The sequence below is a fragment of the Acidocella aquatica genome (assembly GCF_030160635.1).
Taxonomy (GTDB): Bacteria; Pseudomonadota; Alphaproteobacteria; order Acetobacterales; family Acetobacteraceae; genus Acidocella; species Acidocella aquatica.
Genome location: NZ_BSOS01000067.1, coordinates 36,450 through 57,966, shown reverse-complemented (window position 1 = coordinate 57,966; position 21,517 = coordinate 36,450). Strand labels below are relative to the sequence as shown.

At 68.1% G+C, this 21,517-nt stretch carries 20 protein-coding genes; 19 read left to right on the top strand and 1 reads right to left on the bottom strand.

Annotated elements, in window-relative coordinates:
- Window positions 1–342: 342 nt before the first annotated feature.
- The 3 genes from fliE to QQJ84_RS11105 are packed head-to-tail and all read left to right on the top strand — an operon-like array spanning window position 343 to window position 3,159.
- Window positions 343–648 carry a flagellar hook-basal body complex protein FliE gene (gene fliE, locus QQJ84_RS11115; protein ID WP_284258259.1) on the top strand — a complete coding sequence of 102 codons (306 nt, stop codon included), beginning with the start codon at window positions 343–345 and terminating at the stop codon, window positions 646–648.
- On the top strand, window positions 648–2,144 hold the full coding sequence (gene fliF / locus QQJ84_RS11110; protein WP_284258258.1) for a flagellar basal-body MS-ring/collar protein FliF: 1,497 nt from the start codon (window positions 648–650) through the stop codon (window positions 2,142–2,144). The genes fliE and fliF overlap by 1 nt, the downstream gene beginning before the upstream one ends.
- Window positions 2,137–3,159 (top strand): flagellar motor switch protein FliG, encoded by a 1,023-nt coding sequence (locus tag QQJ84_RS11105; protein WP_284258257.1) that lies wholly within the window; start codon window positions 2,137–2,139, stop codon window positions 3,157–3,159. Before fliF ends, QQJ84_RS11105 begins: the two co-directional genes overlap by 8 nt.
- Here QQJ84_RS11105 and QQJ84_RS11100 read toward each other — a convergent pair.
- The gene (locus QQJ84_RS11100; RefSeq protein ID WP_284258256.1) at window positions 3,134–3,826 is read right to left on the bottom strand and encodes a hypothetical protein; all 693 of its coding nucleotides are present in this window, start codon (window positions 3,824–3,826) and stop codon (window positions 3,134–3,136) included. The genes QQJ84_RS11105 and QQJ84_RS11100 overlap by 26 nt on opposite strands.
- On the opposite strand from QQJ84_RS11100, the gene QQJ84_RS11095 reads away from it, so the two are divergent.
- From QQJ84_RS11095 to fliD, 16 genes are all read left to right on the top strand, one after another.
- Window positions 3,825–4,556: a flagellar hook-length control protein FliK gene (locus QQJ84_RS11095; protein ID WP_284258255.1), complete on the top strand. Its 732-nt coding sequence runs from the start codon at window positions 3,825–3,827 to the stop codon at window positions 4,554–4,556. The two genes, QQJ84_RS11100 and QQJ84_RS11095, sit on opposite strands and share 2 nt — an antisense overlap.
- Complete coding sequence (locus QQJ84_RS11090) at window positions 4,549–5,820, top strand: FliM/FliN family flagellar motor switch protein (protein WP_284258254.1); 1,272 nt, start codon at window positions 4,549–4,551, stop codon at window positions 5,818–5,820. Before QQJ84_RS11095 ends, QQJ84_RS11090 begins: the two co-directional genes overlap by 8 nt.
- Window positions 5,817–6,080, top strand: a complete 264-nt coding sequence (locus tag QQJ84_RS11085) for a flagellar biosynthetic protein FliQ (protein WP_284258253.1) — start codon at window positions 5,817–5,819, stop codon at window positions 6,078–6,080. Before QQJ84_RS11090 ends, QQJ84_RS11085 begins: the two co-directional genes overlap by 4 nt.
- Entirely contained in the window at window positions 6,073–8,169 is a 2,097-nt protein-coding gene (locus QQJ84_RS11080) for a flagellar biosynthesis protein FlhA (RefSeq protein ID WP_284258252.1), read from the top strand. Before QQJ84_RS11085 ends, QQJ84_RS11080 begins: the two co-directional genes overlap by 8 nt.
- Complete coding sequence (locus QQJ84_RS11075; protein ID WP_284258251.1) at window positions 8,162–8,734, top strand: sigma-70 family RNA polymerase sigma factor; 573 nt, start codon at window positions 8,162–8,164, stop codon at window positions 8,732–8,734. The genes QQJ84_RS11080 and QQJ84_RS11075 overlap by 8 nt, the downstream gene beginning before the upstream one ends.
- Window positions 8,731–9,534 carry a flagellar motor protein gene (locus QQJ84_RS11070; protein WP_284258250.1) on the top strand — a complete coding sequence of 268 codons (804 nt, stop codon included), beginning with the start codon at window positions 8,731–8,733 and terminating at the stop codon, window positions 9,532–9,534. Before QQJ84_RS11075 ends, QQJ84_RS11070 begins: the two co-directional genes overlap by 4 nt.
- Window positions 9,535–9,536: 2 nt before the next feature.
- Window positions 9,537–10,361, top strand: coding sequence for an OmpA family protein (locus QQJ84_RS11065; RefSeq protein WP_284258249.1), 825 nt, complete (start codon window positions 9,537–9,539; stop codon window positions 10,359–10,361).
- A 9-nt stretch (window positions 10,362–10,370) separates the two neighbouring features.
- Window positions 10,371–10,640: a hypothetical protein gene (locus QQJ84_RS11060; RefSeq protein ID WP_284258248.1), complete on the top strand. Its 270-nt coding sequence runs from the start codon at window positions 10,371–10,373 to the stop codon at window positions 10,638–10,640.
- The gene (locus QQJ84_RS11055) at window positions 10,637–11,293 is read left to right on the top strand and encodes a FliH/SctL family protein (protein ID WP_284258247.1); all 657 of its coding nucleotides are present in this window, start codon (window positions 10,637–10,639) and stop codon (window positions 11,291–11,293) included. The genes QQJ84_RS11060 and QQJ84_RS11055 overlap by 4 nt, the downstream gene beginning before the upstream one ends.
- Entirely contained in the window at window positions 11,290–12,651 is a 1,362-nt protein-coding gene (locus QQJ84_RS11050) for a FliI/YscN family ATPase (RefSeq protein WP_284258246.1), read from the top strand. Before QQJ84_RS11055 ends, QQJ84_RS11050 begins: the two co-directional genes overlap by 4 nt.
- Window positions 12,652–12,661: 10 nt before the next feature.
- Window positions 12,662–13,084 (top strand): hypothetical protein, encoded by a 423-nt coding sequence (locus tag QQJ84_RS11045; protein ID WP_284258245.1) that lies wholly within the window; start codon window positions 12,662–12,664, stop codon window positions 13,082–13,084.
- An 11-nt stretch (window positions 13,085–13,095) separates the two neighbouring features.
- Window positions 13,096–14,307: a flagellar hook-associated protein FlgL gene (gene flgL / locus QQJ84_RS11040; RefSeq protein ID WP_284258244.1), complete on the top strand. Its 1,212-nt coding sequence runs from the start codon at window positions 13,096–13,098 to the stop codon at window positions 14,305–14,307.
- Window positions 14,308–14,318: 11 nt separating this feature from the next.
- Complete coding sequence (locus QQJ84_RS11035) at window positions 14,319–17,759, top strand: hypothetical protein (RefSeq protein ID WP_284258243.1); 3,441 nt, start codon at window positions 14,319–14,321, stop codon at window positions 17,757–17,759.
- On the top strand, window positions 17,756–18,430 hold the full coding sequence (flgA, locus tag QQJ84_RS11030; protein WP_284258242.1) for a flagellar basal body P-ring formation chaperone FlgA: 675 nt from the start codon (window positions 17,756–17,758) through the stop codon (window positions 18,428–18,430). The genes QQJ84_RS11035 and flgA overlap by 4 nt, the downstream gene beginning before the upstream one ends.
- A 103-nt stretch (window positions 18,431–18,533) precedes the next feature.
- The gene (locus tag QQJ84_RS11025; protein WP_284258241.1) at window positions 18,534–20,018 is read left to right on the top strand and encodes a flagellin N-terminal helical domain-containing protein; all 1,485 of its coding nucleotides are present in this window, start codon (window positions 18,534–18,536) and stop codon (window positions 20,016–20,018) included.
- Between the two features lie 80 nt (window positions 20,019–20,098).
- Entirely contained in the window at window positions 20,099–21,511 is a 1,413-nt protein-coding gene (fliD, locus tag QQJ84_RS11020) for a flagellar filament capping protein FliD (RefSeq protein ID WP_284258240.1), read from the top strand.
- Window positions 21,512–21,517 lie beyond the last annotated feature (6 nt).

Below are 21,517 nucleotides of genomic sequence, written 5' to 3'. Positions count from 1 at the left end.
TATAACAAGGCAACATGAAAAAAGGATTACAGGCGCCCCCGCGCTGATCTTTTTTAATTTCTCATGCAAATCAAACAAACAATCAAAAATCATGATGCGGCATGTTTGCCCGCGTGCGGATCAAAATCCCCCTGCCGCTTAACTTTTTCACACCCGATTGCCGTTTTTAACACTCCATCAATCTCCCCTGGCTAATTCAGGCTTCATGGTCATCTCCTCCTTTTTCCCGCCAGTTTGCGCGGTGCATGCGCCGATCATAACGGAGCTTTAAAACACCATTAAGCAACGAGTGATAAATAAACCCAGGTTTGCCCCTATCCATTTGTTAGTGAGATACACATCATGTTAACCAACGCGCTTCTGCAAGCCGTCAACCCCCTCGCTGCCGCGCCAGGTCCGTCAACCACCGGCCCCGCCTTCCCGCCGGGCAATTTTCTTGATCTTATCAACACCGCCCTGCAAAATGTCAGCGCCACCCAGGGCGCCGCCACCGTTGCGCAGGCCGGTTTCGCCGCCGGCGTGCCGGGCGCCACGCTGAGCAAGGCGCTGGTCGCCAACGACCGCGCCCAGGTCGCCTGGAACGCCACGGTGGCAGTGCGTAACGAGGTCGTCTCGGCGTACCAGTCCATCATGAACATGCAGTTCTGATGCCATCCGGGCGGGAAATTCTCCATCAGCTCAGAACACAGGCGGCGCGTCTGCCTAAAATCTTCTGGGCGGCCGGCGGCGTCATCGCGGTATCGTTCGCGGTGGTGGTCTGGCTGGAAATGGCCGGTCCCCCCTATGTGGTGCTCGATGAAGGTCTCTCCCCGGCCGATGGCGGCAAGGTCATCGCGCAGCTGCAAAAATTAGGCATTCCCTACCAGCTCCAGGCCGCCGGCAACATCATCCTGGTGCCAGCACCCCAGCTGGCGCAGGCGCGGCTGCAACTGGGCGAGGCCCAGGTGCCCGGCTCTGATGTCTCCACCGCCTGGGCGCAGCTTGAAAATGCGCCGATGACCGCCTCCGATCTGGCGCAGTCCACCATGGCGGTGCAGGCGCTGGAGCTTACGCTGCAACAATCCATCCAAAGCCTCAACGGCATCCACAGCGCCCAGGTGTTTCTCGCCCTGCCGCCCGAAACCCCTTTCCTCGCCGACCAGCCCAAGCCCACCGGCTCGGTTATCATCCAGGCGGACGACGCCACCGCGCAATCCCAGGGCGAGGCCATCGCCAATCTGGTCGCCGGCGCCGTCCCCGGCCTTTCCGCCAGCCAGGTCACGGTGGAAACCACCTCCGGCGTTACCGTCTATCCAGCCGGTGACAACATGACCACCGGCTCCCAGTTCGCCACCGTCGCCCAGGTTGAAACCACCGCCGCCGCGCGCATCGCCGGTTTGCTCATCCCCCTTGTCGGCGCTGGAAACTTCCAGACCGACGTGGCCGCCAACCTCGACTTCACACAGGAGCATATCCACCAAATCTCCTATGGCCCCACGCATCTGGTGGCGCATGAGCTGAGCACCCAGTCCAGCCAGTCCGGCGCCTCCAGCGCCGCCATCGGCATCCCCGGCGCGCTCTCCAACGAGCCGCCTTCCCCCACCACCGCCACGCCGCCCGCCGCCGGTGCCGCCGCCGCGCCCGCCGCCCCCGCGCCGCCGCAACAAACCAGCAGCAACCTTGACCAGACCTACGTCACCGACCAGAGCGAGAGCGACATCACCAACCCCGGCTGGACCGTCAAATCCGTCGCCGTCTCGGTGGTTCTCAACAAGGCCGCACTCGGCGCCGTCACCATAGACCAGGTCAAAGCCGCCATTTCAGGCGCCTTCGCCTACCCAAAGGTCACGGTGAACGTGCTCTCCGCCGCGTTCCAAAAACCAGCACCCACCCTGTCTTCTGGTGTCCTGGCCCAGCTTGCCGTCCCGCTCACCCATGGGCTGCTGGAAGTCCTGGCCGCCGCCGCCCTGCTGTTCGGCTTGGCCCTGCCGGTTGGGCGGCGCATCGGCACCCTCAACATCCAATCCCTGCTGCCATCCCCGCCGCAGCGCCCGCTCCCCGTGGCCCTGCCCCCGCGCGACTTCTCCGATCTGCGCGAACAGGCCGGCGGCAACATCCCCGGCGTCGCCCGCCTCCTGCAAAACTGGGCCGAAGAGAATGAATGACACCGCCAAACAGCTCCCCGCCCCCCAGCTAACCGGCGCCGAGCGCGCCGCCATGGTCCTGCGTGAGCTGGGCGAAGACACCGCCGCCGCCGTGCTGCGCGAAATGGACGAAGCCGCCGTCAACCGCATCTCCTCGGCCATGACCACGCTGAAAGCCACCCCGCCCGCGTTGCGCGAGGATATCATGCTGGCCTTCGCCAGCGACCTCGGCATCACCGGCGTCGGCGGCGACGGCATGAAGTTCCTCAATCGCGTTCTGGTCTCCGCGCTGGGTGAAACCCAGGCCCGTGAAATCCTTGACCGTCTCAGCCGCTCCGAGCGCCGCTCCGCCTTCCACCTGCCCGCCAACGCCGACCCGCGCACCCTGGCGATGCAGATGACCCATGAGCGCCCGCAGACCATCGCGCTTCTGCTGGCGCACATCCCGCATGAAATCGGCGCCAACCTGCTCACCTTTCTGCCAGAGCCCCTGGCCGCCGAATCCCTCTACCGTTTCTCCACGCTGGATGTTGTCTCCCCCAACGCGGTGATCGAGCTGCGTGACATGCTCGAAGAGCTGATGAGCAACAGCGCCACTGGCGGGCGGCGTGTCGGCAACCTGGGCGGCGCCAAACAAACGGCTGACATCCTCAACCATTTCCAAACCGGCATGTCGGACATGGTGCTCAGCGCCATTGACGCGCGCGATAATAAAACCGCCGAAAAAATCCGCGAAAACCTGTTCACCTTCATAGATCTCGGCAAGCTCACCGACCGTTCGCTGCAAATCCTGCTGCGCGAGGTCCCCGGCGACAAACTCGCCCCCGCCTTGCGCCTGGTCGATGAAACCCTGCGCGGCCGTTTCTTCCAAAATCTTTCCGCCCGTCAGGTGGAAGTCCTCAAGGAGGAGCTGCGCAGCGGCCCGCCCATGCGCCGGGCTGACGCTCTGGCCGCCCAGTCCGAGGTGGTCGAGGTCGCCCTGCGCCTCGCCGGCGAAGGCCGCATCACCATCAGCGCCACGGAGGAAATGGTATGAACATTTCCGCCACCCCGCCCGCCATCCCGGCGAGCCCCGCCGTGTCCACCACCCCGGCTTCCAGCCAGACCACCTCCCCCCATCCGGCCTCCCGCCAGCCCGCCAACCCGGCCGCGTGGTCGCAGGCCCTGGCCGAGGCAGACCCACCACCCGCGCCCGCCAAGGCTTCCCCGGCCAGCGGCAAAACACCCGCGCCGCCCGCCGCTCCGGCCCGCAAACACTCCCGCGAGCCCCAGCCCGGCCTAGGCCCGTTCGCCACCATTCTGCTCGGCGCCACTCCCCCCGCGAATCCCGCGAGCAATGTCACCGCCCCAACCACGGCGCAGCCATCCGCCGCCAAAATCAGCATTCCCGCCACAACTGCGAGCCAAGGCGCGCCAGCTCCCGCGCTCGCCCCTGTCACCATCCCCCCCGCGCCAATCTCCGGGCTGCCCCCGGCAGGTGAGGTGACCTCTCCTCCATCCCCAGCCACCAGCGCATCCGCCCCCAAGCCTGTCACCCCCCCGTCTGTCGTCCCCACGCCTGTCACGGCTACGCCGGTGACCTCCGCGACAATGCCCCCTGCGCCAATGCCCGCCGTGCCGGCCGCGGCACAATCTCCCGTGACACTCGCCCCGGGCAGCGTCGCGGCCAGACTCACCCCCCCTCCGGCGGCGCCCTCCCTCATGCCCGCACCGCAGCCCGCAGCCGCCGCGCCCGCGCCGAACCCGCCTCCGGCCTCACCCGCCGCTCCCCCCCTTGCGCCGCCAAAAATCCAGCTCCCGGCCAACCTCCCTTCCCTCGCCAAAACCAGCGCCCCCCTGGGCGCCGCCGCCATTGCCCCCCGCGCGGCGGCGCCTGCGGAAAAAATCGCCACCGCGCCAGCCACCCCCGCCACCCCGTCCGTTCTCGCCGTCTCCCCGGCGCAGCCCGCCTTCGATCATTCCGCCTTTGCGGCGCATCCCGCCCTCGCCACCACGGCCACCAGCCCCGCCGCCCCCGCCGCGCCAATCACATCGGCCGCCCCCCTAACCCCCGCCACCCCCGCAGCCCTGGCCGCCACCGTCACCGCCATGCACCACACCGGCCAGAGCAGCGCGGTCCTGCGGCTTGACCCTCCGGGCCTCGGCAACCTTTCCGTACATGTGGCACTCGGCCAGAACGGCCAGATCAACGTCCTTTTCGTTCCCGCCGTGCCGCAAACCGCCCAGTTGCTTAACCTCGGCATGGAGGGTCTGCGCCACGCCCTGGCCGCCACCGGCCTCACCCTCGGCCAGGCCAATGTCAGCGGCGGCGGCGCCCAAAACCCCGGCCAAAACCCCGGCCAGCACAGCGCGGGCAACCCGCGCGCCGCCGCCGCCGCCGAACCGGCCGCCCCCGCCATCACCCCCGCCAGCGGGGTAAGCGCCTATGCTTGAGCAGCCGGAAGACGTTGAAAAACTTGACCTGCTGGACTCCCTGCGCGCGCCGCAACTGCGCTCGCTGCTCATGGAGAGCCTCTCCGACCGTTTCATGCGCCAGATCGCCTTCGCCCTGTTCCAGCGCATGCGCCACAGCGTCCAGCTCCTCAGCTGCATCAACGGCGTCACCAGCCATGAAGCCGCGATGTCCCAACTGCCCGAGGTCATGCTCGCCGGCATCAGCGAACTGGCCCCCCTGCGCGGGCGCATGCTCCTGGCGATTGACGGCGATCTCATCGGCGCCGTGGTTGATGCCATGTGCGGCGCCACCGCCTCCCACCCCTTTGAGCGTTACGAGCTTTCCGCCCTGGAAACGCGCATCGGCAAACAGATGATCGACCTTTCCCTGGCCACCATCCAGGAAACCCTGGCCCCGCTCGCCCAGCTCGACCTCACCCCCATCGCCTATGAGAACGCCACCGGCATGCTCGCCATCGCCGATGGCCAGGACTGGATGATCGCCGTCACCGGCATTTTCGAAACGGCGCTGGGCACCGGCACCATCAAGCTCATTGCGCCTTATGCAGGGTTTGAACCTCTGGAAGCCAAGGTCGCCTCGCAATCAGGCCTGCTCGGCCAGCGCGGCGCCGACACCGGCTGGATCAACGGCATCGAGACCCTCACCGAGACCACCCCGGTCGGCATCACCTTCGAGCTTGCCCGCGTCAGCCTGCCGCTCGCCGTCATCGAGGGGCTCACCCCCGGCAAAATCCTGCCCTTTACCCTGTCAGCCGAGGCCATCGCCGTCTCCGGCGGCATCGACCTGTTCCGCGCCGAATACGGCCAAAACGGCGGCTATATCTGCTGCCGCGTCAAAACCGGCGGCACCACTGAAGGAGACGCTTCCATGTCCGATCAAAAAGAACTCACCACCCCGGCCGGTGAGAGAACCGTCCTCGAGAACGAGCGCGTCGAGCTGGAGCGCATCCAGCCGCAAACCCGTGGCGCTGTGGCCATCGGTGGCAAAAACGTGCTGGACCGCGTGCAGGTCTCACTCACCGTCGAGCTTGGCCGCACCCAGATCACCGTGAAAGACCTGCGCCAGCTCCGCCACGGCCAGGTTGTCACCCTCGACCAGATGGTCGGCGAACCCCTCACCATCTTCGCCAACGGCCAGAAGCTTGCCTATGGCGAAGTCGTCGCCGTCGCCAACGACCGCTACGGCGTGCGCGTCACCGCCCTGGCCGAGGACATGGACGCAACGGCCGAGGCCGGCGCATGAGCGCAAACGGCGTCAGCATCGGCGCCTGGGTCGCCTTCGCGGAACTCGCGGGGCCAGTGCTGCTGCTCATGCTCATCATCGGCCTGGCGGCGGGCATCCTGCAAACCGCCACGCAAATCCGCGAAGCCTCCATCCCCTTCGTGCTCAAACTCATGGGCATGGCGGCCCTCACCACCACGGCAGGTCCGCTGATGCTGCGCGGCGTCGAGCATTACGCGGTCAATCTCTTCCACGCGATCCCAGGGCTGCTCCATGGCTGAGACCGCCATCCTCCCGCGCCCCGGTTCGCTCAGCGCCACCCAGCTCTCCGGCCCCATCGTCATATTGCTGGTGCTGGCGATGCTCGTGGTGCCGTTGCCGCCCGCCGCCATCTCCTTCCTCTTCGCGCTCAACATCTCCGCCGGCCTCGTCATCCTCGGCGCCAGCCTCTACATCCCCTCGCCGTCGGAATTCTCCTCCTTCCCCTCCGTCCTGCTCGCCACCACGCTCATGCGCCTGGCGCTCAACGTCGCCACCGCGCGCGTCATATTGCTCAACGGCTTCACCGGCCCCGGCGCCGCCGGCCATGTCATCGAATCCTTCGGCCAGTTCGCCGTCGGTGGAAATTTTGTCGTTGGCGGCATCATCTTCGTCATTCTCATCATCATCAACTTCATGGTCGTCACCAAGGGCGCCTCGCGCGTGGCGGAAGTCTCCGCCCGCTTCATGCTTGATTCCTTGCCAGGCCGCCAAATGGCCATCGATGCCGAGATCAACGCCGGCATCCTCTCCCCCCAGGCCGCCGAGCGCCGCCGCGACACCCTGCGCCGCGAGGCCGACTTCTTCGGCGCGATGGACGGCGCCTCCAAATTCGTTCGCGGCGATGTCGTCGCCGCGATGATCATCCTGGTCGTCAACATGCTGGGCGGCCTCATCATCGGCACGCTGCAGGACGGCCTGCCCCTGGCCGACGCCGCCCGCACCTACACTCTGCTTACGGTGGGTGACGGTCTGGCCGCCCAAATCCCCTCGCTCACCATCTCCGTCGCCGCCGGCCTCGTCGTCACCCGCGTCGCCACCGGCGAGGACATCGGCCAGCAAATCAAATCCCAGCTCAGCAAATACCCCCAGGCCCTGGCCATCGCCGCCGCCATCATGGGCGCCATCGGCCTCGTGCCGCAGATGGCGCATATCCCCTTCCTCCTCTTCGCCGCCGCCCTGGGCACCGCCGCCTGGCGCCTCTCACAAACCGCCAAAGCGCAGGACGAAGCCGCCGCCGCCGGCACCGCCCCCGCCGCCGCGCAAAACAGCGAGGTCAAACCCGACTCCCTGATCGACGTCACCGGCGTTGACCCTCTGGGCATGAACATCGGCTTCGCCCTGGCGCCGCTGGTCGGGCCGGGGGAGGGGCGTCTGCTCAACCGCCTCACCGCCGTGCGCCAGCGCTACGGCCGCGCCATGGGCTTCCTCGTCCCCGCCGTCCACATCCGCGATTCCTCCGATCTCCCGGCGCATGGCTACCGCTTCACCCTGCGCGGCGCCTCCATCGGCGGCGGGGAGGCTTGGCCCGGCCAATGGCTCGCCATCGAGGGCCCGATGGTCACCGAAAAACTCAGCATCGGCCGCCCCGTGAAAGACCCGGCCTTCGGTCAGGCCGCCGTCTGGATCCCCCAGGGCGGCATCCCCGCTGCCGAGGACCTTGGTTACACCGTGGTCGATGCGCCCAGCGCCATGGCCACCCATTTCGCCGAAATCCTCAAGCGCCACGGCGCCGAGCTGCTGGGCCGGCCGCAGGTCGAGGGCCTGATGACCCGCCTCGCCGAAACCACCCCCCGCCTCGCCGAAGACCTGCGCACCAACCTCTCCATCGGCCTCATCCGCCAAGTGCTCCAGGGCCTGCTGTCTGAGGAAGTGCCGATCCGTGACTTTGAGCGCATCGGCGAAGCCCTGGTCGAAGCCGCTGACAGCGGCACCAAGGACATTGAAAAACTCCTCGCCGCCGTGCGCCTTCGCCTTGGCCGCTTCATCGTCACCCAGGTCGCGGGCGCCGATGCCACCCTGCGCGTCGCCGTGCTGCAACAGCGGCTGGAGGAGCTGGTCGCCAAATCCCTGCGCACCGGGCGCGAGAGCGGCATCGGCCCGGAGGTGGAGGCCGAAACCGCGACGCATCTGCGCCAGGCCGCCGAGAGCGCCGCGCGCGCCATGCGCCTGCGCGGCCTCAAGCCGGTTCTGGTCGTCCAGGGCCTCACCCGCCGCGCCGTCGCGCGCGCCACCGGCGGGCTTATCCCCGTCCTCGCGCTGGAGGAAATCCCCGAGACGCTGCCGCTGCAGGTCGTCCACACCGCCGAGCCAGGCTCCGCCAATGGATAACCCGCCGCCCGCCTTCAACCCCGACCAGCCGCATCTCTCCGCGCTTTACGGCGGCTGGATCAAGCGCACCGCCATGCTGCTCAAATCGCGCATGCCCTGGGCCGAGCTGGATGAGCTGCTGCAATGGGGGGCCATTGGCATGCTGGAGGCCATGAGCCGGTTTGACCGCACCCACGGCGTCGCCTTCGAGGCTTTCGCCGCCCGGCGCATCCGCGGCGCCATGATCGACGGGCTGCGCCGCGACGGCGCGCAACGGCGCGGCGAGTTCATGCTCGACGCTGACACCGTCGACACCGCCGCCTTCATGGGCGGCACCGGCCCTGATGACCCATTGGCCCTGCTGCTGCGCGCCGACGCCCGCCACCTGCTGGCCGCAGCCCTCAAAACCCTGCCCGCGCTCGAATACCAGGTGCTGGCCCTGCATTTTTACGACGAAATGAACAACCGCGAAATCGCCGCCATCCTCGACATGAGCGAAGGCTACGCCTCACGCATCCGCAAGCGGGCGCTGGAGACTCTGGCGATCCACATGAATACCGCCTTGAAGGGAGAGACCGTGACATGACGAGCCTGCTGGGATTGCTCTGCGGCTTTCTGGTGATCATCGGCGGCGCCCTGTCCGACAGCGACCCGCTGTCCTCCCTGGTCAGCCTCACCGCCGTCATCATCGTCATCGGCGGCTCCTTCGCGGCGCTGCTCACGCAATTTGGCCTGGGCCGCGTCCTGGCCGGCATGAAGGGCATCGTCTGGCTGGTCAAACCGCCCAAGACCGATCTGCGCAAATTCATCGAGCAGGTCGCCGAATGGTCCTCCCTGGCCCGCAGCCAGGGCACGCTGGCGCTGGAAAACGTGCTGGGCGACGTCAAAGACCCTTTCCAGAAACAAGGCCTGCAGATGATCGTCGACAACACCCCGCCCGATGATCTGCCCACGATCCTTGGCATCATGGCCGAGAACACCGGCCGCATCCAGGAAACCCCGGCCGAGGTCTGGGAGGCCGCCGGCGGCTATTCGCCCACCATCGGCGTCATGGGCGCCGTGCTCGGCCTCATCCACGTCATGATGCGCCTGGACCACCCGGAGGAGCTGGGCGGCGGCATCGCCACCGCCTTCGTCGCCACCATCTACGGCGTCGGCTTCGCCAACCTCATCGCCCTGCCGCTGGGCAACCGGCTCAAGCAACTGGCGCAGGAGCTGGAGCGCGAGCGCCATGTCGTCATCCAGGGCTTCGTGCTGCTGGCCGAGGGCAAGCCCGGCATCCTCATCCGCCAAAACCTGCAAAGCTTCCTCACCGACGAGGGTAAGGCCAAACCCAAGCCCGCCGCCGATGAAGCCGCCCCCGCCGCAGCCGAACAGGCCGCCTGACCATGTCCCACGCCGCCACCCCCGGACCCGGCAAAAAACCGGAAAAACCCCCCAACCATGAGCGTTGGGTCATCAGCTACGCCGATCTGCTGACGCTGCTGCTGGCCACCTTCGTGGTGCTCTACGCCTCCTCCTCGCGCAACAAGTTCAAGGAGCAGGAAGTCGCGGCCAGCTTCGTCACCGCCTTCCACGGCACGCCGCCCTCGGTCGTTCATAATTCAGGCGCCAGCCGCGGCATCCTGCAGAACCACACCTCGCCCATCCCCAAGCCTCCCGGCTCGCCCCAGGCCAACGCCAAAATCCCCAAGGAGATGGTGCATCAGCTCGCCGCCGAAATCCTGTCCCTGAAGCAGCTTCAGCTCAAGCTCACCGCGCTGTTGCAGCCCCTGGTCGACAAGCACGAGGTCTCGATCCAGAGCCAGCCCCTCACCCTGACCATCCAGCTAGACGCCTCGGTGCTCTTCGCCTCGGGTGACGCCACGCTCAAACCGGCGGCGATCACCCTGCTCAACCAGGTTGGCGCCGGGCTAAAGGTCATGCCGCCGCCCTTCACCATCGTCGTGCAGGGCTACACTGACGACAAACCCATCGCCACGGCGCAATTCCCCTCCAACTGGTCGCTTTCGGCCGAGCGCGCGGTCAGCGTCGTGGAGCTGTTCGTCAGCAACGGCGTCAGCGGCAGCCAGCTCGCCGCCCAGGGTTTCGGCGAGTTCGCCCCCATCGCGCCCAACACCGACGAAATCGGCCGCGCCCAGAACCGCCGCGTGGTGGTGGTGGTGCACGCCCCCGACCCCGCCGCGCAAGCAGATACGAAAACCGAGAAATAGGAGCCGCCCATGGCCAAGGACCCCGCCGCCAAACGCGGCAAAACCCGCCCCAAACTGCTCAGGCCCGGCATGTTGATGCTCGCCGCCGTGTTCATCTGGTCGGCGCAGCACCAGCCCCCGGTGTTCACCCCCGCCAGCCTCTCCGGCTGGGCGCTCGGCGCCGCCACCGTTGCCCTGCTCACCCGCGCCACCCTCGCCCTGGCCGCGCCGGTGCTGGGCATATTCGGCACCATTTTCACCCAGGCGCTGCAACACCTGCAGCACGGCGCTGAATCATGAGCTTCGTCACCGCATCGCGCGGCCGCGCCAAAACCTTCGTGCAGGCTGTTCTGGCGCAGGACACCGCCAGCCTCGCCGAGACCGAGGCCGAAATCGCGCGGCGCGTCCGCCAGGAAGTCGCCCGCCTGCGCGAACGTGCCGAGTCCGAGGCCCGCGCGGAGGCTGAAACCCAGATTCGCGCCGCCATGGAGCCGCAAGCCGCCGCCCTGCAATCCGCCGCCACCGCGCTGCAGGCCGCCTGGGCGCAACTCGCCGCCCCGCTGGCGCAAAAGGAGCGCGATCTGGCCGATCTCGTCACCGAACTCTCCTTCCTGCTCGCCCGCCACATCACCGGCGCCGAGGCGCTGACCAACCCCGCCAGCCTGCAATCCCTGGTCACCCGCCTCATCGCCGAGGCCGCCGCCGAGCGCGGCCCCCGCCAGAGCCTGCTGCTGCGCCTCAACCCGGCTGACCACGCCCATCTCCTCCCGCTCATCCCCGCCGAGACCGCGAGCCTCCTCGCTGACGAAGCCGTCGCCCAGGGGGGCGTATTGCTGGAAATCATCGCCCCCGGCGGCGACCCGCTGGACAAGATCGAGTGGGACGCAAGCCTGACCGGCCGGCTGGAAACCATCCGCGCCGCCCTGGCCCTCCCCCCAGGTGAAACCCCATGAGCCCGGATTCGCCGCTGAACATGGTCACCATCCGCACCCTGGCGCATGACCGTCTGCGTGAGGCCCTGGCCCGTGACCCGGTGCGCCGGTTCGGGCGCATCACTCGCTCCAACGGCGAGGTGCTGCACGCCAGCGGCATCCGCGCCCCCATCGGCTCGCGCTGCCTCATCGCGGCCGAGGGCGGCGCCGGTTTTCTCTCCGCCGAAGTCGTCGGCTTCGAGCAGGGCGCCTTGCTGGTGATGCCCGAACAAGGCACCCGCGGCGTCACCCGCGGGGCGCGCGTCCATGTCGAATCGCGCGCCCCCGCCCCGCTGATGGGCAGCGCCCTGCTTGGCCGCATCATCGACGCGCGCGGCCAGCCGCTGGATGGCCAGCCCCCGCCCGATGTCACCCAGCCCTGGCCTTTGCTCGGCGTGCCCCTCAACCCGATGGCCCGTACCCGCATCTCCCAGGTGTTCGACGTTGGCGTCGGCGCCATCAACGCCCTGGCCACCATGGGCCGTGGCATGCGCATCGGCCTGTTCGCCGGCAGCGGCGTCGGCAAAACCACCCTGCTCGGCATGATGGCCCGCCACGCCCGCGCCGATGTCGTCGTCGTCGGCATGATCGGCGAGCGCGGCCGCGAGATCCGCGAATTCATCGAGGACCATCTGGGCAGCGCCCGCCCGCGCAGCGTCGTCGTCGCCTCCCCGGCCGATGACACCGCCCTGGGCCGCCTCCACGGCGCCTACCGCGCGGCGGCCATCGCCGAATACTTCCGCGGCCAGGGCAAACACGTCCTGCTGGTGGTCGATTCTCTCACCCGCCTCGCCATGGCCCTGCGCGAGATCGGCCTGGCCGCCGGCGAGCCCCCCGCCACCAAGGGCTACCCGCCCTCGGTGTTCGGCGCGCTGGCCGCCTATGTTGAGCGCGCCGGCAACGGCACCTCGGCGCAAGGCTCCATCACCGCCATCTATACCGTTCTGGTCGAGGGCGACGACCATGTCGGCGACCCGGTGGCCGACACCGCCCGCTCCGTGCTGGATGGCCACATCGTCCTCTCCCGCGCCCTGGCCGAAGCCGCGATGTACCCCCCGATTGACATCTCCGCCTCCCTCTCGCGCCCGATGCCCAGCCTCGTTACTCCCGCGCACCAAAAACTCGCCGCGCGTTTCCGCGCGCTCTGGGCCCGCCGCGCCGAAAAGCAGGACATCATAGACCTTGGCGTCTACGCCGCCGGGCGCGACCCCCTGCTCGACGAAGCCCTCCGCCGCGCCCCGGCGATGGAGAACGTGCTGCGCCAGGACATGCACGAAGGCATCACCCTCGCCGCCAGCCTCGCCGCCCTGCACGCCGCCCTGGCGGAGCCCCAGCCATGAGGCAAACCCCATGAAACCCCGCACCCTCACGCGGCTGGACATGCTCGCCGCCGAACAGGAGACCCAGGCGCTGGAAGCCGTGCGCCGCCATAGCGCCACGCTCCACCAGGCCGGGGAGCAACGCGGCATCCTCGCCGCCTACCGCGCCCGCCTCGCGCAAACCTGGCAGGACGGCGCGGTCATCCCCGCCGCCCAGGCCCAGCGCGCCGGCCAGTTCTCCGCCGCCTCCCATGGCGCCGAGGGGCAGATCATCCACGCTGCCAGCCTCGCAGCCGCGCAGCTTGAAACCGCCATCACCCAGCTCGGCCAGGTGAAGGTGCGGCGCCGCGCCCTGGCCGAAGCCCTGCGCAAGGCCGCCCAGGCGGCCGCGCGCGAAACCGAACAGCGCGCCGAGCGCGACCGGCCCCACCGGCCCGCCCCCGCCCGCACCTGAAGGAGACAAAAATGAACCTCTCATTTTATACCAGTTTCAACACCAGCCTGGCCCAGCAGGAAGCCCAGATCAACACGCTGCAACAGCAGATATCCACCGGCCTGGCCGTGCAAACACCCGACCAGAACCCCGCCGCCTACCAAAGCGCGGCGCTCGGCGCCGACCAGATCAGCGCGCTGGCCAACAACAGCAACACCCAGGCCGCCATCCAGGTGCAGCTCGGCAGCGTGAGCAATGCCTATCAGGCCACCAGCAGCCTGCTCAACAGCGTGCAATCGGTGGTCGAGCAGGCGCTCAACGGCGCCACCAGCCCGCAAAACCTCAACGCCCTGGCCGGGCAGGTGCAGTCGGCGGCGCATCAGATGCTCGCCCTGGGCAACACCACCGCCTCCAACGGCAGCTATCTGTTCGGCGGCTCGCGCGGCAGCGTCGCCCCGTTCCAGGTCTCGAGCGGCGGCAGCGTCATCTACATGGGCGACGGCGCGCAGAGCCAGGCCGCGATCACCCCCAACACCAACGCCTCCACCATCGCCAATGGCGAGGTTTTCGTCTCCGGCCTCGCGGGGGACGGCACCGCCAGCGTGACCGCCGCCAGCACCAACGCCGGCACAGGCCAGATCATCTCCCAGGGCATCGCCAATGCGGCCTCGGCCTCTGCCTTCCAGTCCGGCACCTCGGCCATCACTGTCAGTTTCGGCGCGGGCGGCGCCTACACCGCCAGCCAGGGCGGGAGCACGGTGGCCAGCGGCACGCTCACCAGCAACACCACCACCGGCGCCAACACCGTGCAGCTCGGCGGCGTTGACTATCAGCTCACCGGCACCCCTGCCGCGGGCGATAGTTTCACCCTCTCCCCCAGCCGTCCGCAATCGGCCTTCACCTTGCTGCAAACCATCTACAAGGCGCTCTCCACCGCCGGCACCACCCCCTCGCAGGTGGCCCAGACCAACCAGGTGCTCAACCAGAGCCTCGCCGGCCTTGCCCAGTATCAACAGAACGTCGTCACCGCGCAGGCGCAAAACGGCGTGACGCTGCAGGCCATCAGCAACGCCGCGACGAGCAACACCAACCAGTCCACCCAGCTCCAGACCAGCGTGCAGAACGCCACCGCGGTCAACACCCCGCTCGCCATCACCACCCTCGACCAAACCCTCACCGCCCTGCAAGCCGCCATGAAAACCTTCGGCACCGTGCAGAGCCTCAGCCTGTTCAACTACGTTTAAGGAGCCGCCCCGTGTCAGATGCTATTTTCATTGTCGGCTATTACCGCAGCGGCACCTCGGCGCTCTCAGGCGCCTTGCAGCGCCTGGGCGTCAAATTCTTCAACGAGGCTGACCCCAACGAGCACAATCCCCTCGGCTTCTACGAAATCCCCGAGCTGATCGAGTTTGACGTTGATCTCTTCAACCGCCTCGGCGTCGAATGGACCGATGTGCGCGGCCTGCCCCAGGGTTGGGAGGATCGTGCCGATCTCGCGCCGTTTCTCTCCCGGCTCGACGAAATCCTGCGCCGCCGCTTCCCGCCCGGGGACAAAATCTGGGGCTTGAAGCACCCGCATCTGTGCCGCACCCTGCCGCTTTATGAGCGTGCCGTGCGTCAGGCCGGGCACCGCCCGCACGTCATCCACATCTTCCGCGACCCCTGGACCGCCGCGGCCAGCCAGGGTCATAAAAACGGGCTGAGCCGCGCGCATGCGCTGCTGCTCTGGCTCAGCTACGTCACCGATGGCGAGCGCCAGGCCCGCCACCTGCCGCGCAGCTGGCTCAACTATCAGGACCTGCTCTCCAAACCAGCTGACCAGCTTCGCCGCATCGAGCAGGACATAGGCCTTCCCCTGACCAGCCTTGCGGCCAACGGCCTGCGCGAGGCGGCGGGCCACCTCACCGGCCAGCTCAACCGCAGCAGCCCCCTGGCGCATGACGGCCTTTTCCACCCGTTGGACATGCTGGCCACCCGCGTCTGGGAGGCGGTCCAGGCGCGTGACGCCTCCCCCGCCCTGTGGGACGCTTTCACCGCTGAAACCCGGGGCATTGTTGAATTCCTCACTGAAATCGGCGGCAGCCGGGGCCGCGTGATCCCAGCGTTCGGCGCCTCTTTTGACCCGGTTTCGGCCACCCCGGTAAATGCCGCCACCGCGGCCGGCCTGCGCGCGCCCGAGCGGCTGGACGAAGGCGGCCGGGCGCGGCTGGAGGCCCTGCGCGCCGTCTCGCCGGCGCTGCCGCGCCTTTGCGTCCTCATCATCGCCCCGCAGGGCCGCGCCCCGGGGGTGAGCGACACCTTGGAGTCCCTGCGCCAGCAATGGCACGCCCCGGCGCACATCAGCATCCTGTCCGCCGATCCGGTGGAAATTCCCGGCATCCCCGCCAGCCTGCTGCCACCCGTGCCGGCCGACGCCTCGCGCCTGCTCTGCGATGCGCTGAACGAGGCCGCCGCCTCGGCGGATTATGTCGCCATCATCAACGCGGGAGACCTCGTCTCCCCCGATGCCTGCCTGCGCTTCGCCCTCACCGCCGCCGCCAGCCAGGCGGACATGATCTATTGCGATGAAATCGTCCCGCGTGAGGGTGGCCCGTGGGTCCGCCAGAAACCCGCCTGGGACATCACCCGCCTGCGTCAGGCCGCTTATGTGGGCGACTGGGTCTGGTACGCCGCCAAAACCTTGCTGCGCCTTGGCGGCTTCGATGCCACGCGGGCCGGGGCCGAGGAGTATGATTTCCAGCTTCGCCTCGCCGAGGCTGCGGCCAAGGTGGAGCGCCTGCCCGAGGCGCTGTTCACCCGCTGTCCGCAGAGCCGGCGCGACAGCATCCCGGCCAATGAATTCTGCGCCAACGCCGCCCAGGCCATCACCGCCCACCTCACCCGCGCGGGGCTGCCCGCCCTGGTGCAAAACCGCCAGCACCTGGGCCTGTTCCACCACGTCCGCCTGGCGCCAGACCCCGGCACCACCTTCATCATGCTGTGCGGCGGCGGCGAGGTCGCGCAGCTTGACCTATGGCTGACCGGCCTGCTCAGCACCGGGGAGCTTTCCGGCCCGATCATCCTGGCCGGCGCCGATCTCAACCCGCAGATGACCACCTATCTGACCGCCGTAAGCGAGCAGACCGCCGCCCTGGAGGGCAAGGTTCTGGCCGTGCCGCCCGCGCCCGCGCTGCAACCGGCGCAGGCGCTGGCGCAGGCGCTGGCTCTGGTGGCCACCCCGCTCACCGCGATCATCGACATCCGCGGCCAGCCCCAGGTGCCGCATTGGGCCGAGGGCCTGCGCGCCCGCCTGGCGGACCCCTGCGTCGTGCTGGCCGGGGCGCGCACCTTGGTGCCCTTTGGCCCCGCCGCCCGGCAATTCACGGTCCAGGGGCCCATCGTCCCCGGCGCCGATAGCCGCCTCGGCGCGGGCCATACCCCCGAAGACCCCGGCCCCGGCGGCTGGCTCACGGTGGACCAGGAAGCCAGCGCCCTGGCCCCGCCCGCCCTCATGGGCCGCACGGCGGCGCTGGCGGCGCTGAGCTTTCCCCCCTTAACCGGCGACGCGTTATGGATCGACCTTTGCGCCCAGCTCCGCGGCCATGGCGCGCGCATCGTCTGGACACCCGACATCTCCTTCGCCGCCCCCGCCGAGGCGGTTCAGGCTGATGCCGGAAATAAATTCCGCGAAGGGTCCCCGGCCGCGCGCGCCCTGCCGTGGGCAGACCCCTACCACCACCCCGCCCTATCGCTCCATGGCGACCTGCTCGCCACCGAGCAGCGCCTGGGCCTGGTGCGCTCCTACCCGGCGGATCCCTCCTCCGTGCTGATAACCGGCGCCGGCCCCGAGGGTGAAGCCGTGCTGAACGCCGCGCGAGCCCTGCGCCGTATCGGCGTTCTGGAGGCGGATTGGGCGCAGGAGCTGCCAAATGCCGCCGATCTCGGCCGCCGCGCCCCCGCCATCTGGGCGCGCATCAACCCGCAACAGCTCCCCCACCCCCACAGCCCGGCCTATAGCGCCGTATTCACCACCGCCCCGGCGGCCGAGGCCAAGCCGGTCATCGCCGCCGCCGCGCAGCTTTTCGCCACCTCGCCCGGGCTGGTGCAGCGCGTGCGCAAGCTGGCCCACCCGCGCCAGCCGGTCACCCTCTGGCGGCCCACGCTCTCCGCGCCGATCTGGGACTCCCTGAAGATCGGCACCGGGCTGAACACCAAGCCTCGTGTCCTATGGATCGACGAAGGCATCGCCCCCGCCTGGTTCACCGACCTCATCAACGAAACCCTGGAATCCCTGGCCTGGATCGTGGTGGAGCGCGAGGGCGCCAAATACGGCGGCTCCGTTTCGCGCATCGCGCCGCAAACCTCTGAATACGCCTGGGCGCAGGCCCTGGCCGAGCTGGCACCGCAAATCCTCATCCGCCCGGCCGACCGGGAGACCGATGCCGACCATTACCGCATTCTCCTCGCCGCCGCCGCCGGTTGCCATCTGCTGGTGGACGAGCGGCTGGACATTCCCCCCTCCCTGGGCGCGGCCGGGCTGCCCAACCGCTTCGCCGCCTGGCAACGCGCCCTGAAGCACGCGGTGACCGACCTGAACGGCACGCTCACGCGCGGCCAGGCGGCGCGCGCCGCCGCCCTGGCTCTGCCATCGACCGAATCGGCCCCGCCGCCCTGGGCGGAGACATCCCGGCCGGCTTTCGCGAGCGCCGCTGAATGAGGCTGCTGCCCGGCATCATCGGCGCGTTGGCGCTGGCGGCCCCCGCGGCCGCCGCGCCGCAGAGCCAGCAGGCGGTGGCGCAAGCCATCACCCAGGCGGCCCAGGCCATCGCCCCGCCGGGCGCCAGCCTCACCCTCGGCCCGGTGGCGGGGGCGCAATACATGCAATCCTGCACCGCGGCGCTCAGCGTCAGCATCAGCGGCGCCGCCCCCTATGAGCAGGCGGCGGCGCATTGCCCCGCCCCGGCCTGGACCCTCTACGTCACCGTCACCGTGGCGCAGACCGAGAACGTCGTCATCGCCGCGCGCCCCATCGCCGCCGGGCAGACCCTGGGGCAGGGCGACATCACCCTGGCCCGCGAACCTGTCTCCCTTTATGCCGGACGGCAGGTTTACTACGACCCCGCCCAGCTTCTCGGCGCCAGCGCCATCATGTCGGTTTCGGCGGGGAGCATCCTCAACCCGGCCGACATCGCCGAGCCGGTCATGGTCAAATCCGGGCAGACCGTCTCGGTTCAGGTCATCAGCGGCGGGGTGCAGCTTTCGCTTGACGCCGTGGCCACCGAGACCGGGCGCATCGGCGATACCATTCTCTTTACCAACCCCTCCAGCGGCCGCCGCTTCTCCGCCGAAATCACCGCCGGGGGCCCGGTGCTCCAGCTTCAGCCATGAATATTTTTTCCGCCCCGAAACTTAAAGTTGCAACCACAGGAAAACTTCTCCTCCCGCCCCCGAATAAATGGGTACGGCAACCGCAACCCAAGGAGTTTTCAATATGTCGGCCGTAGGTTCTATCATGACGAATACCGGGGCGCTCCAGGCGCTCAACTCTATCTCCGCCACCTCCGCAAACACCAACAACCTTCAGACCCAGCTCTCCAGCGGTCTGTCGATCAGCTCACCGTCGAACAATCCGGCCGGCTACATCACCGCCCAGGGCTTCACCTCGCAGCTGAACGGCATCACCCAGGCGATCTCCAACGCCAACCAGGGTGTCTCCCTGCTGCAAACCGCCCAGGGCGCCATCTCGCAGCAGATCGGCATCACCCAGCAGCTCAACTCCATCGCGGTGCAGGCCGCCAACGGCACGCAGACCTCCTCTGAATCCCAGTCGCTGCAAAACCTCGTCGGCCAGCTCACCGGCCAGGTCTCCACCATCGCCAACCAGACCCAGTTCAACAACATCAGCCTGCTCAACGGCACCTTCTCGGGTGTGCAGTTCCAGGTTGGCGCGAACGAGGGCCAGACCCAGAGCCTCTCCATCAGCAAAATGACCGCCAGCGCCATCGGCATGAACGCCTCGGTCGCCTCCGCGGCTGTTTTCAAATCGGGCACTGCCAGCTCGGGCAGCGGCCAGATGACCGTCGGTACTACCACCCCCGCCACCGTTGGCGCCTACACCGCGGGCACGGCGAAGATCATCGGCAACAACGGCGGCAGCGCCTCCATCGTCTCCACCACGGGTGAATCCGCCGCCAGCATCGCCACCGCGGTGAACAACGTCTCCGGCACCACCGGCGTGCAGGCGCAGGCGACCAACTCGGTCGTCCTCACGGCAAGCTTCGTTGCGGGCAAGTCGCTCAACTTCTCCATCCAGGCCGGCAGCGGCCTCACCGGCACCATCGGCACGGCGCAGAACATCGCGGCCTCCAGCGCCAACGCCCTGGTCTCCCAGATCAACGGCGGCACCTCCACGAGCGGCATCTCCGCCTCGCTGAACAAATCCGGTAACGTGGTTCTCTCGCAGTCCGCGGGCCAGAACATGATCCTGAACTACAGTGGCGCCGCCGCGTCCGGCAGCCTCAAGTCAGTTGGCGGTACGGTGGCTACTTTCAGCTCCACCAATAAAAACGCAGTGATCCAGGGCCAGACCCAGCTTCAGTCCAGCGGGGCCTTCTCGGTCACCAACGGCACGGCCATCGGCGTCAAATCCAGCTCCACGCTGGATGCCTTGTCCGCCATCAACGTCAGCACCACCTCGGGCGCCAACCAGGCGATCAACGTGGTAAAATACGCGCTGGCGGCGCTGAACAACCAGGGTGGCCAGCTTGGCGCCACCCAGCAGGCGATGACCGCCAACATCAACAACCTCAACACCACCAGCCAGAATGTTACCACCGCGCTTGGCGTGGTGCAGGATGCCAACATCCCCGCCGTCAGCAACCAGCTGACCCAGGCGCAGATCCAGGCGCAGGCCGGCGTTGCGGCGCTTAAATCCTCCACCCAGCTGCAGCAGTCCTATCTCTCGCTGCTGCCATAAGCCTGAAACCGGCGGGCCGGGGCCTCGCGCCCCGGCCCGTGCCTTTCCCGTAACATTCGCCACAATATCAGGGGTGCGCCATGACCACCGTAAGCAGTCTCGGCTCCAGCCAGGTCTCCAGTCAGATCGCACAGGTGCAGGCGCGCTTGCAGGCTCCCATCACCGCCATGCAAACCCAGGTCACGACAGACAAAGCCACCATCTCCGCCTGGGGCACGATCAGCGGCGCGGTCTCCACCCTTGCCAAATCCCTCGCGGGCATCAAGAGCGTCGCCACCATCAACAGCCGCTCGGCCAACAGCACGAGCACCAGCGTGGCCACCGCCACCACCACCAGCACCGCCGCCACCGGCACCTATAACTTAACCGGCGTCACCCTGGCCAAAACCCAGGAGATTTATTCCTCCCTGCTGGGCTCAGGCGCGGCTTCGCTCACCGGCGGCGCCGGTTCACTCAACTTCACCCTCAAAAACGGCAAGACCGAGAAAGTCTCCGTCGGCTCCGGCAGCCTCACCCTCAACGGCGTCGCCGCCGCCATCAACAAGGTCGCGGGCGGGGTGCAGGCGAGCATCGTTGGCACGGCGGCGGGCGCGCGCCTGGTGTTGCAGAGCAGTTCCACCGGCAGTTCCCAGGCTTTCTCCGTCGCGGGCACCGGCGCTCTGGCCCAGTTTTCCTACAGCGCCGCCACCCCCGGCACCGAAACCCTGGCGCAAACCGCGAGCGACGCCAAACTCTCGCTCAACGGCGTGCCGCTCACCAGCAAAACCAACAGCCTCAGCAGCGCGGTCGCGGGGCTCAACATCTCCCTGGTCGGCTCGGGCGCCACCACGGTCACGGTCAGCTCCTCGCCCACCACCCTCTCCAGCGCCGTATCCTCGGTTGCCACCAGCCTGAACGCGGCGCTCTCCGCCATCGCCAAGCAAACCAAATACGTGCCCCCCAGCTCGGCCGGCGCCGCCTCGGCCAGCGCTGCCAAGTCCGGCCCGCTGCTGGGCAATTTCACCGCCACCAATCTGAGCAACCAGCTCCTCAACACGGTGAGCGGCGCGGCTGCCAGCGGCATCAGCGCCAATGCCATCGGCCTTACGGTCAGCAGCGCCGGCGCGGTCTCGTTCAACAGCACGAGCTTCTCCTCCGCCTACGCCAAAAACCCCACGGCGGTGCAAAACCTTATCGGCCAGATCTACAAAACGCTGGACAGCATCACCACCGGCGCCATCGGCGGCTCGGGCAGCGCCAGCACCAGCACCACCGGCACCACCGGCACCACCACCAAATCCACCGGCAATATCGGCTCCCAAACCAGCGCCCTGCAGGCGACCATCACGAATATTGACAGCCAGATCACCCAGACCAGCAAAGCGAACAACACCCAGCTTCAGCTTCTGGTGCAGGAATACACCTCCGCGATCAACGCTTCGAACGCGGCCTCGATCTCCCAGGCCTATCTCAGCATCTTCACCAGCACCTCCACCACCAGCAGCAGCGGTTAGGGCTAA

Coding starts and splice junctions, on each gene's coding strand:
- fliF (WP_284258258.1), top strand. CDS start 648: ATGCCATCCGGGCGGGAAATTCTCCATCAGCTCAGAACACAGGCGGCG.
- QQJ84_RS11025 (WP_284258241.1), top strand. CDS start 18,534: ATGTCGGCCGTAGGTTCTATCATGACGAATACCGGGGCGCTCCAGGCG.
- flgL (WP_284258244.1), top strand. CDS start 13,096: ATGAACCTCTCATTTTATACCAGTTTCAACACCAGCCTGGCCCAGCAG.
- QQJ84_RS11090 (WP_284258254.1), top strand. CDS start 4,549: ATGCTTGAGCAGCCGGAAGACGTTGAAAAACTTGACCTGCTGGACTCC.
- flgA (WP_284258242.1), top strand. CDS start 17,756: ATGAGGCTGCTGCCCGGCATCATCGGCGCGTTGGCGCTGGCGGCCCCC.
- fliE (WP_284258259.1), top strand. CDS start 343: ATGTTAACCAACGCGCTTCTGCAAGCCGTCAACCCCCTCGCTGCCGCG.
- QQJ84_RS11075 (WP_284258251.1), top strand. CDS start 8,162: ATGGATAACCCGCCGCCCGCCTTCAACCCCGACCAGCCGCATCTCTCC.
- QQJ84_RS11095 (WP_284258255.1), top strand. CDS start 3,825: ATGCCCGCACCGCAGCCCGCAGCCGCCGCGCCCGCGCCGAACCCGCCT.
- QQJ84_RS11105 (WP_284258257.1), top strand. CDS start 2,137: ATGAATGACACCGCCAAACAGCTCCCCGCCCCCCAGCTAACCGGCGCC.
- QQJ84_RS11050 (WP_284258246.1), top strand. CDS start 11,290: ATGAGCCCGGATTCGCCGCTGAACATGGTCACCATCCGCACCCTGGCG.
- QQJ84_RS11060 (WP_284258248.1), top strand. CDS start 10,371: ATGGCCAAGGACCCCGCCGCCAAACGCGGCAAAACCCGCCCCAAACTG.
- fliD (WP_284258240.1), top strand. CDS start 20,099: ATGACCACCGTAAGCAGTCTCGGCTCCAGCCAGGTCTCCAGTCAGATC.
- QQJ84_RS11045 (WP_284258245.1), top strand. CDS start 12,662: ATGAAACCCCGCACCCTCACGCGGCTGGACATGCTCGCCGCCGAACAG.
- QQJ84_RS11055 (WP_284258247.1), top strand. CDS start 10,637: ATGAGCTTCGTCACCGCATCGCGCGGCCGCGCCAAAACCTTCGTGCAG.
- QQJ84_RS11100 (WP_284258256.1), bottom strand. CDS start 3,826: ATGAGGGAGGGCGCCGCCGGAGGGGGGGTGAGTCTGGCCGCGACGCTG.
- QQJ84_RS11085 (WP_284258253.1), top strand. CDS start 5,817: ATGAGCGCAAACGGCGTCAGCATCGGCGCCTGGGTCGCCTTCGCGGAA.
- QQJ84_RS11080 (WP_284258252.1), top strand. CDS start 6,073: ATGGCTGAGACCGCCATCCTCCCGCGCCCCGGTTCGCTCAGCGCCACC.
- QQJ84_RS11065 (WP_284258249.1), top strand. CDS start 9,537: ATGTCCCACGCCGCCACCCCCGGACCCGGCAAAAAACCGGAAAAACCC.
- QQJ84_RS11070 (WP_284258250.1), top strand. CDS start 8,731: ATGACGAGCCTGCTGGGATTGCTCTGCGGCTTTCTGGTGATCATCGGC.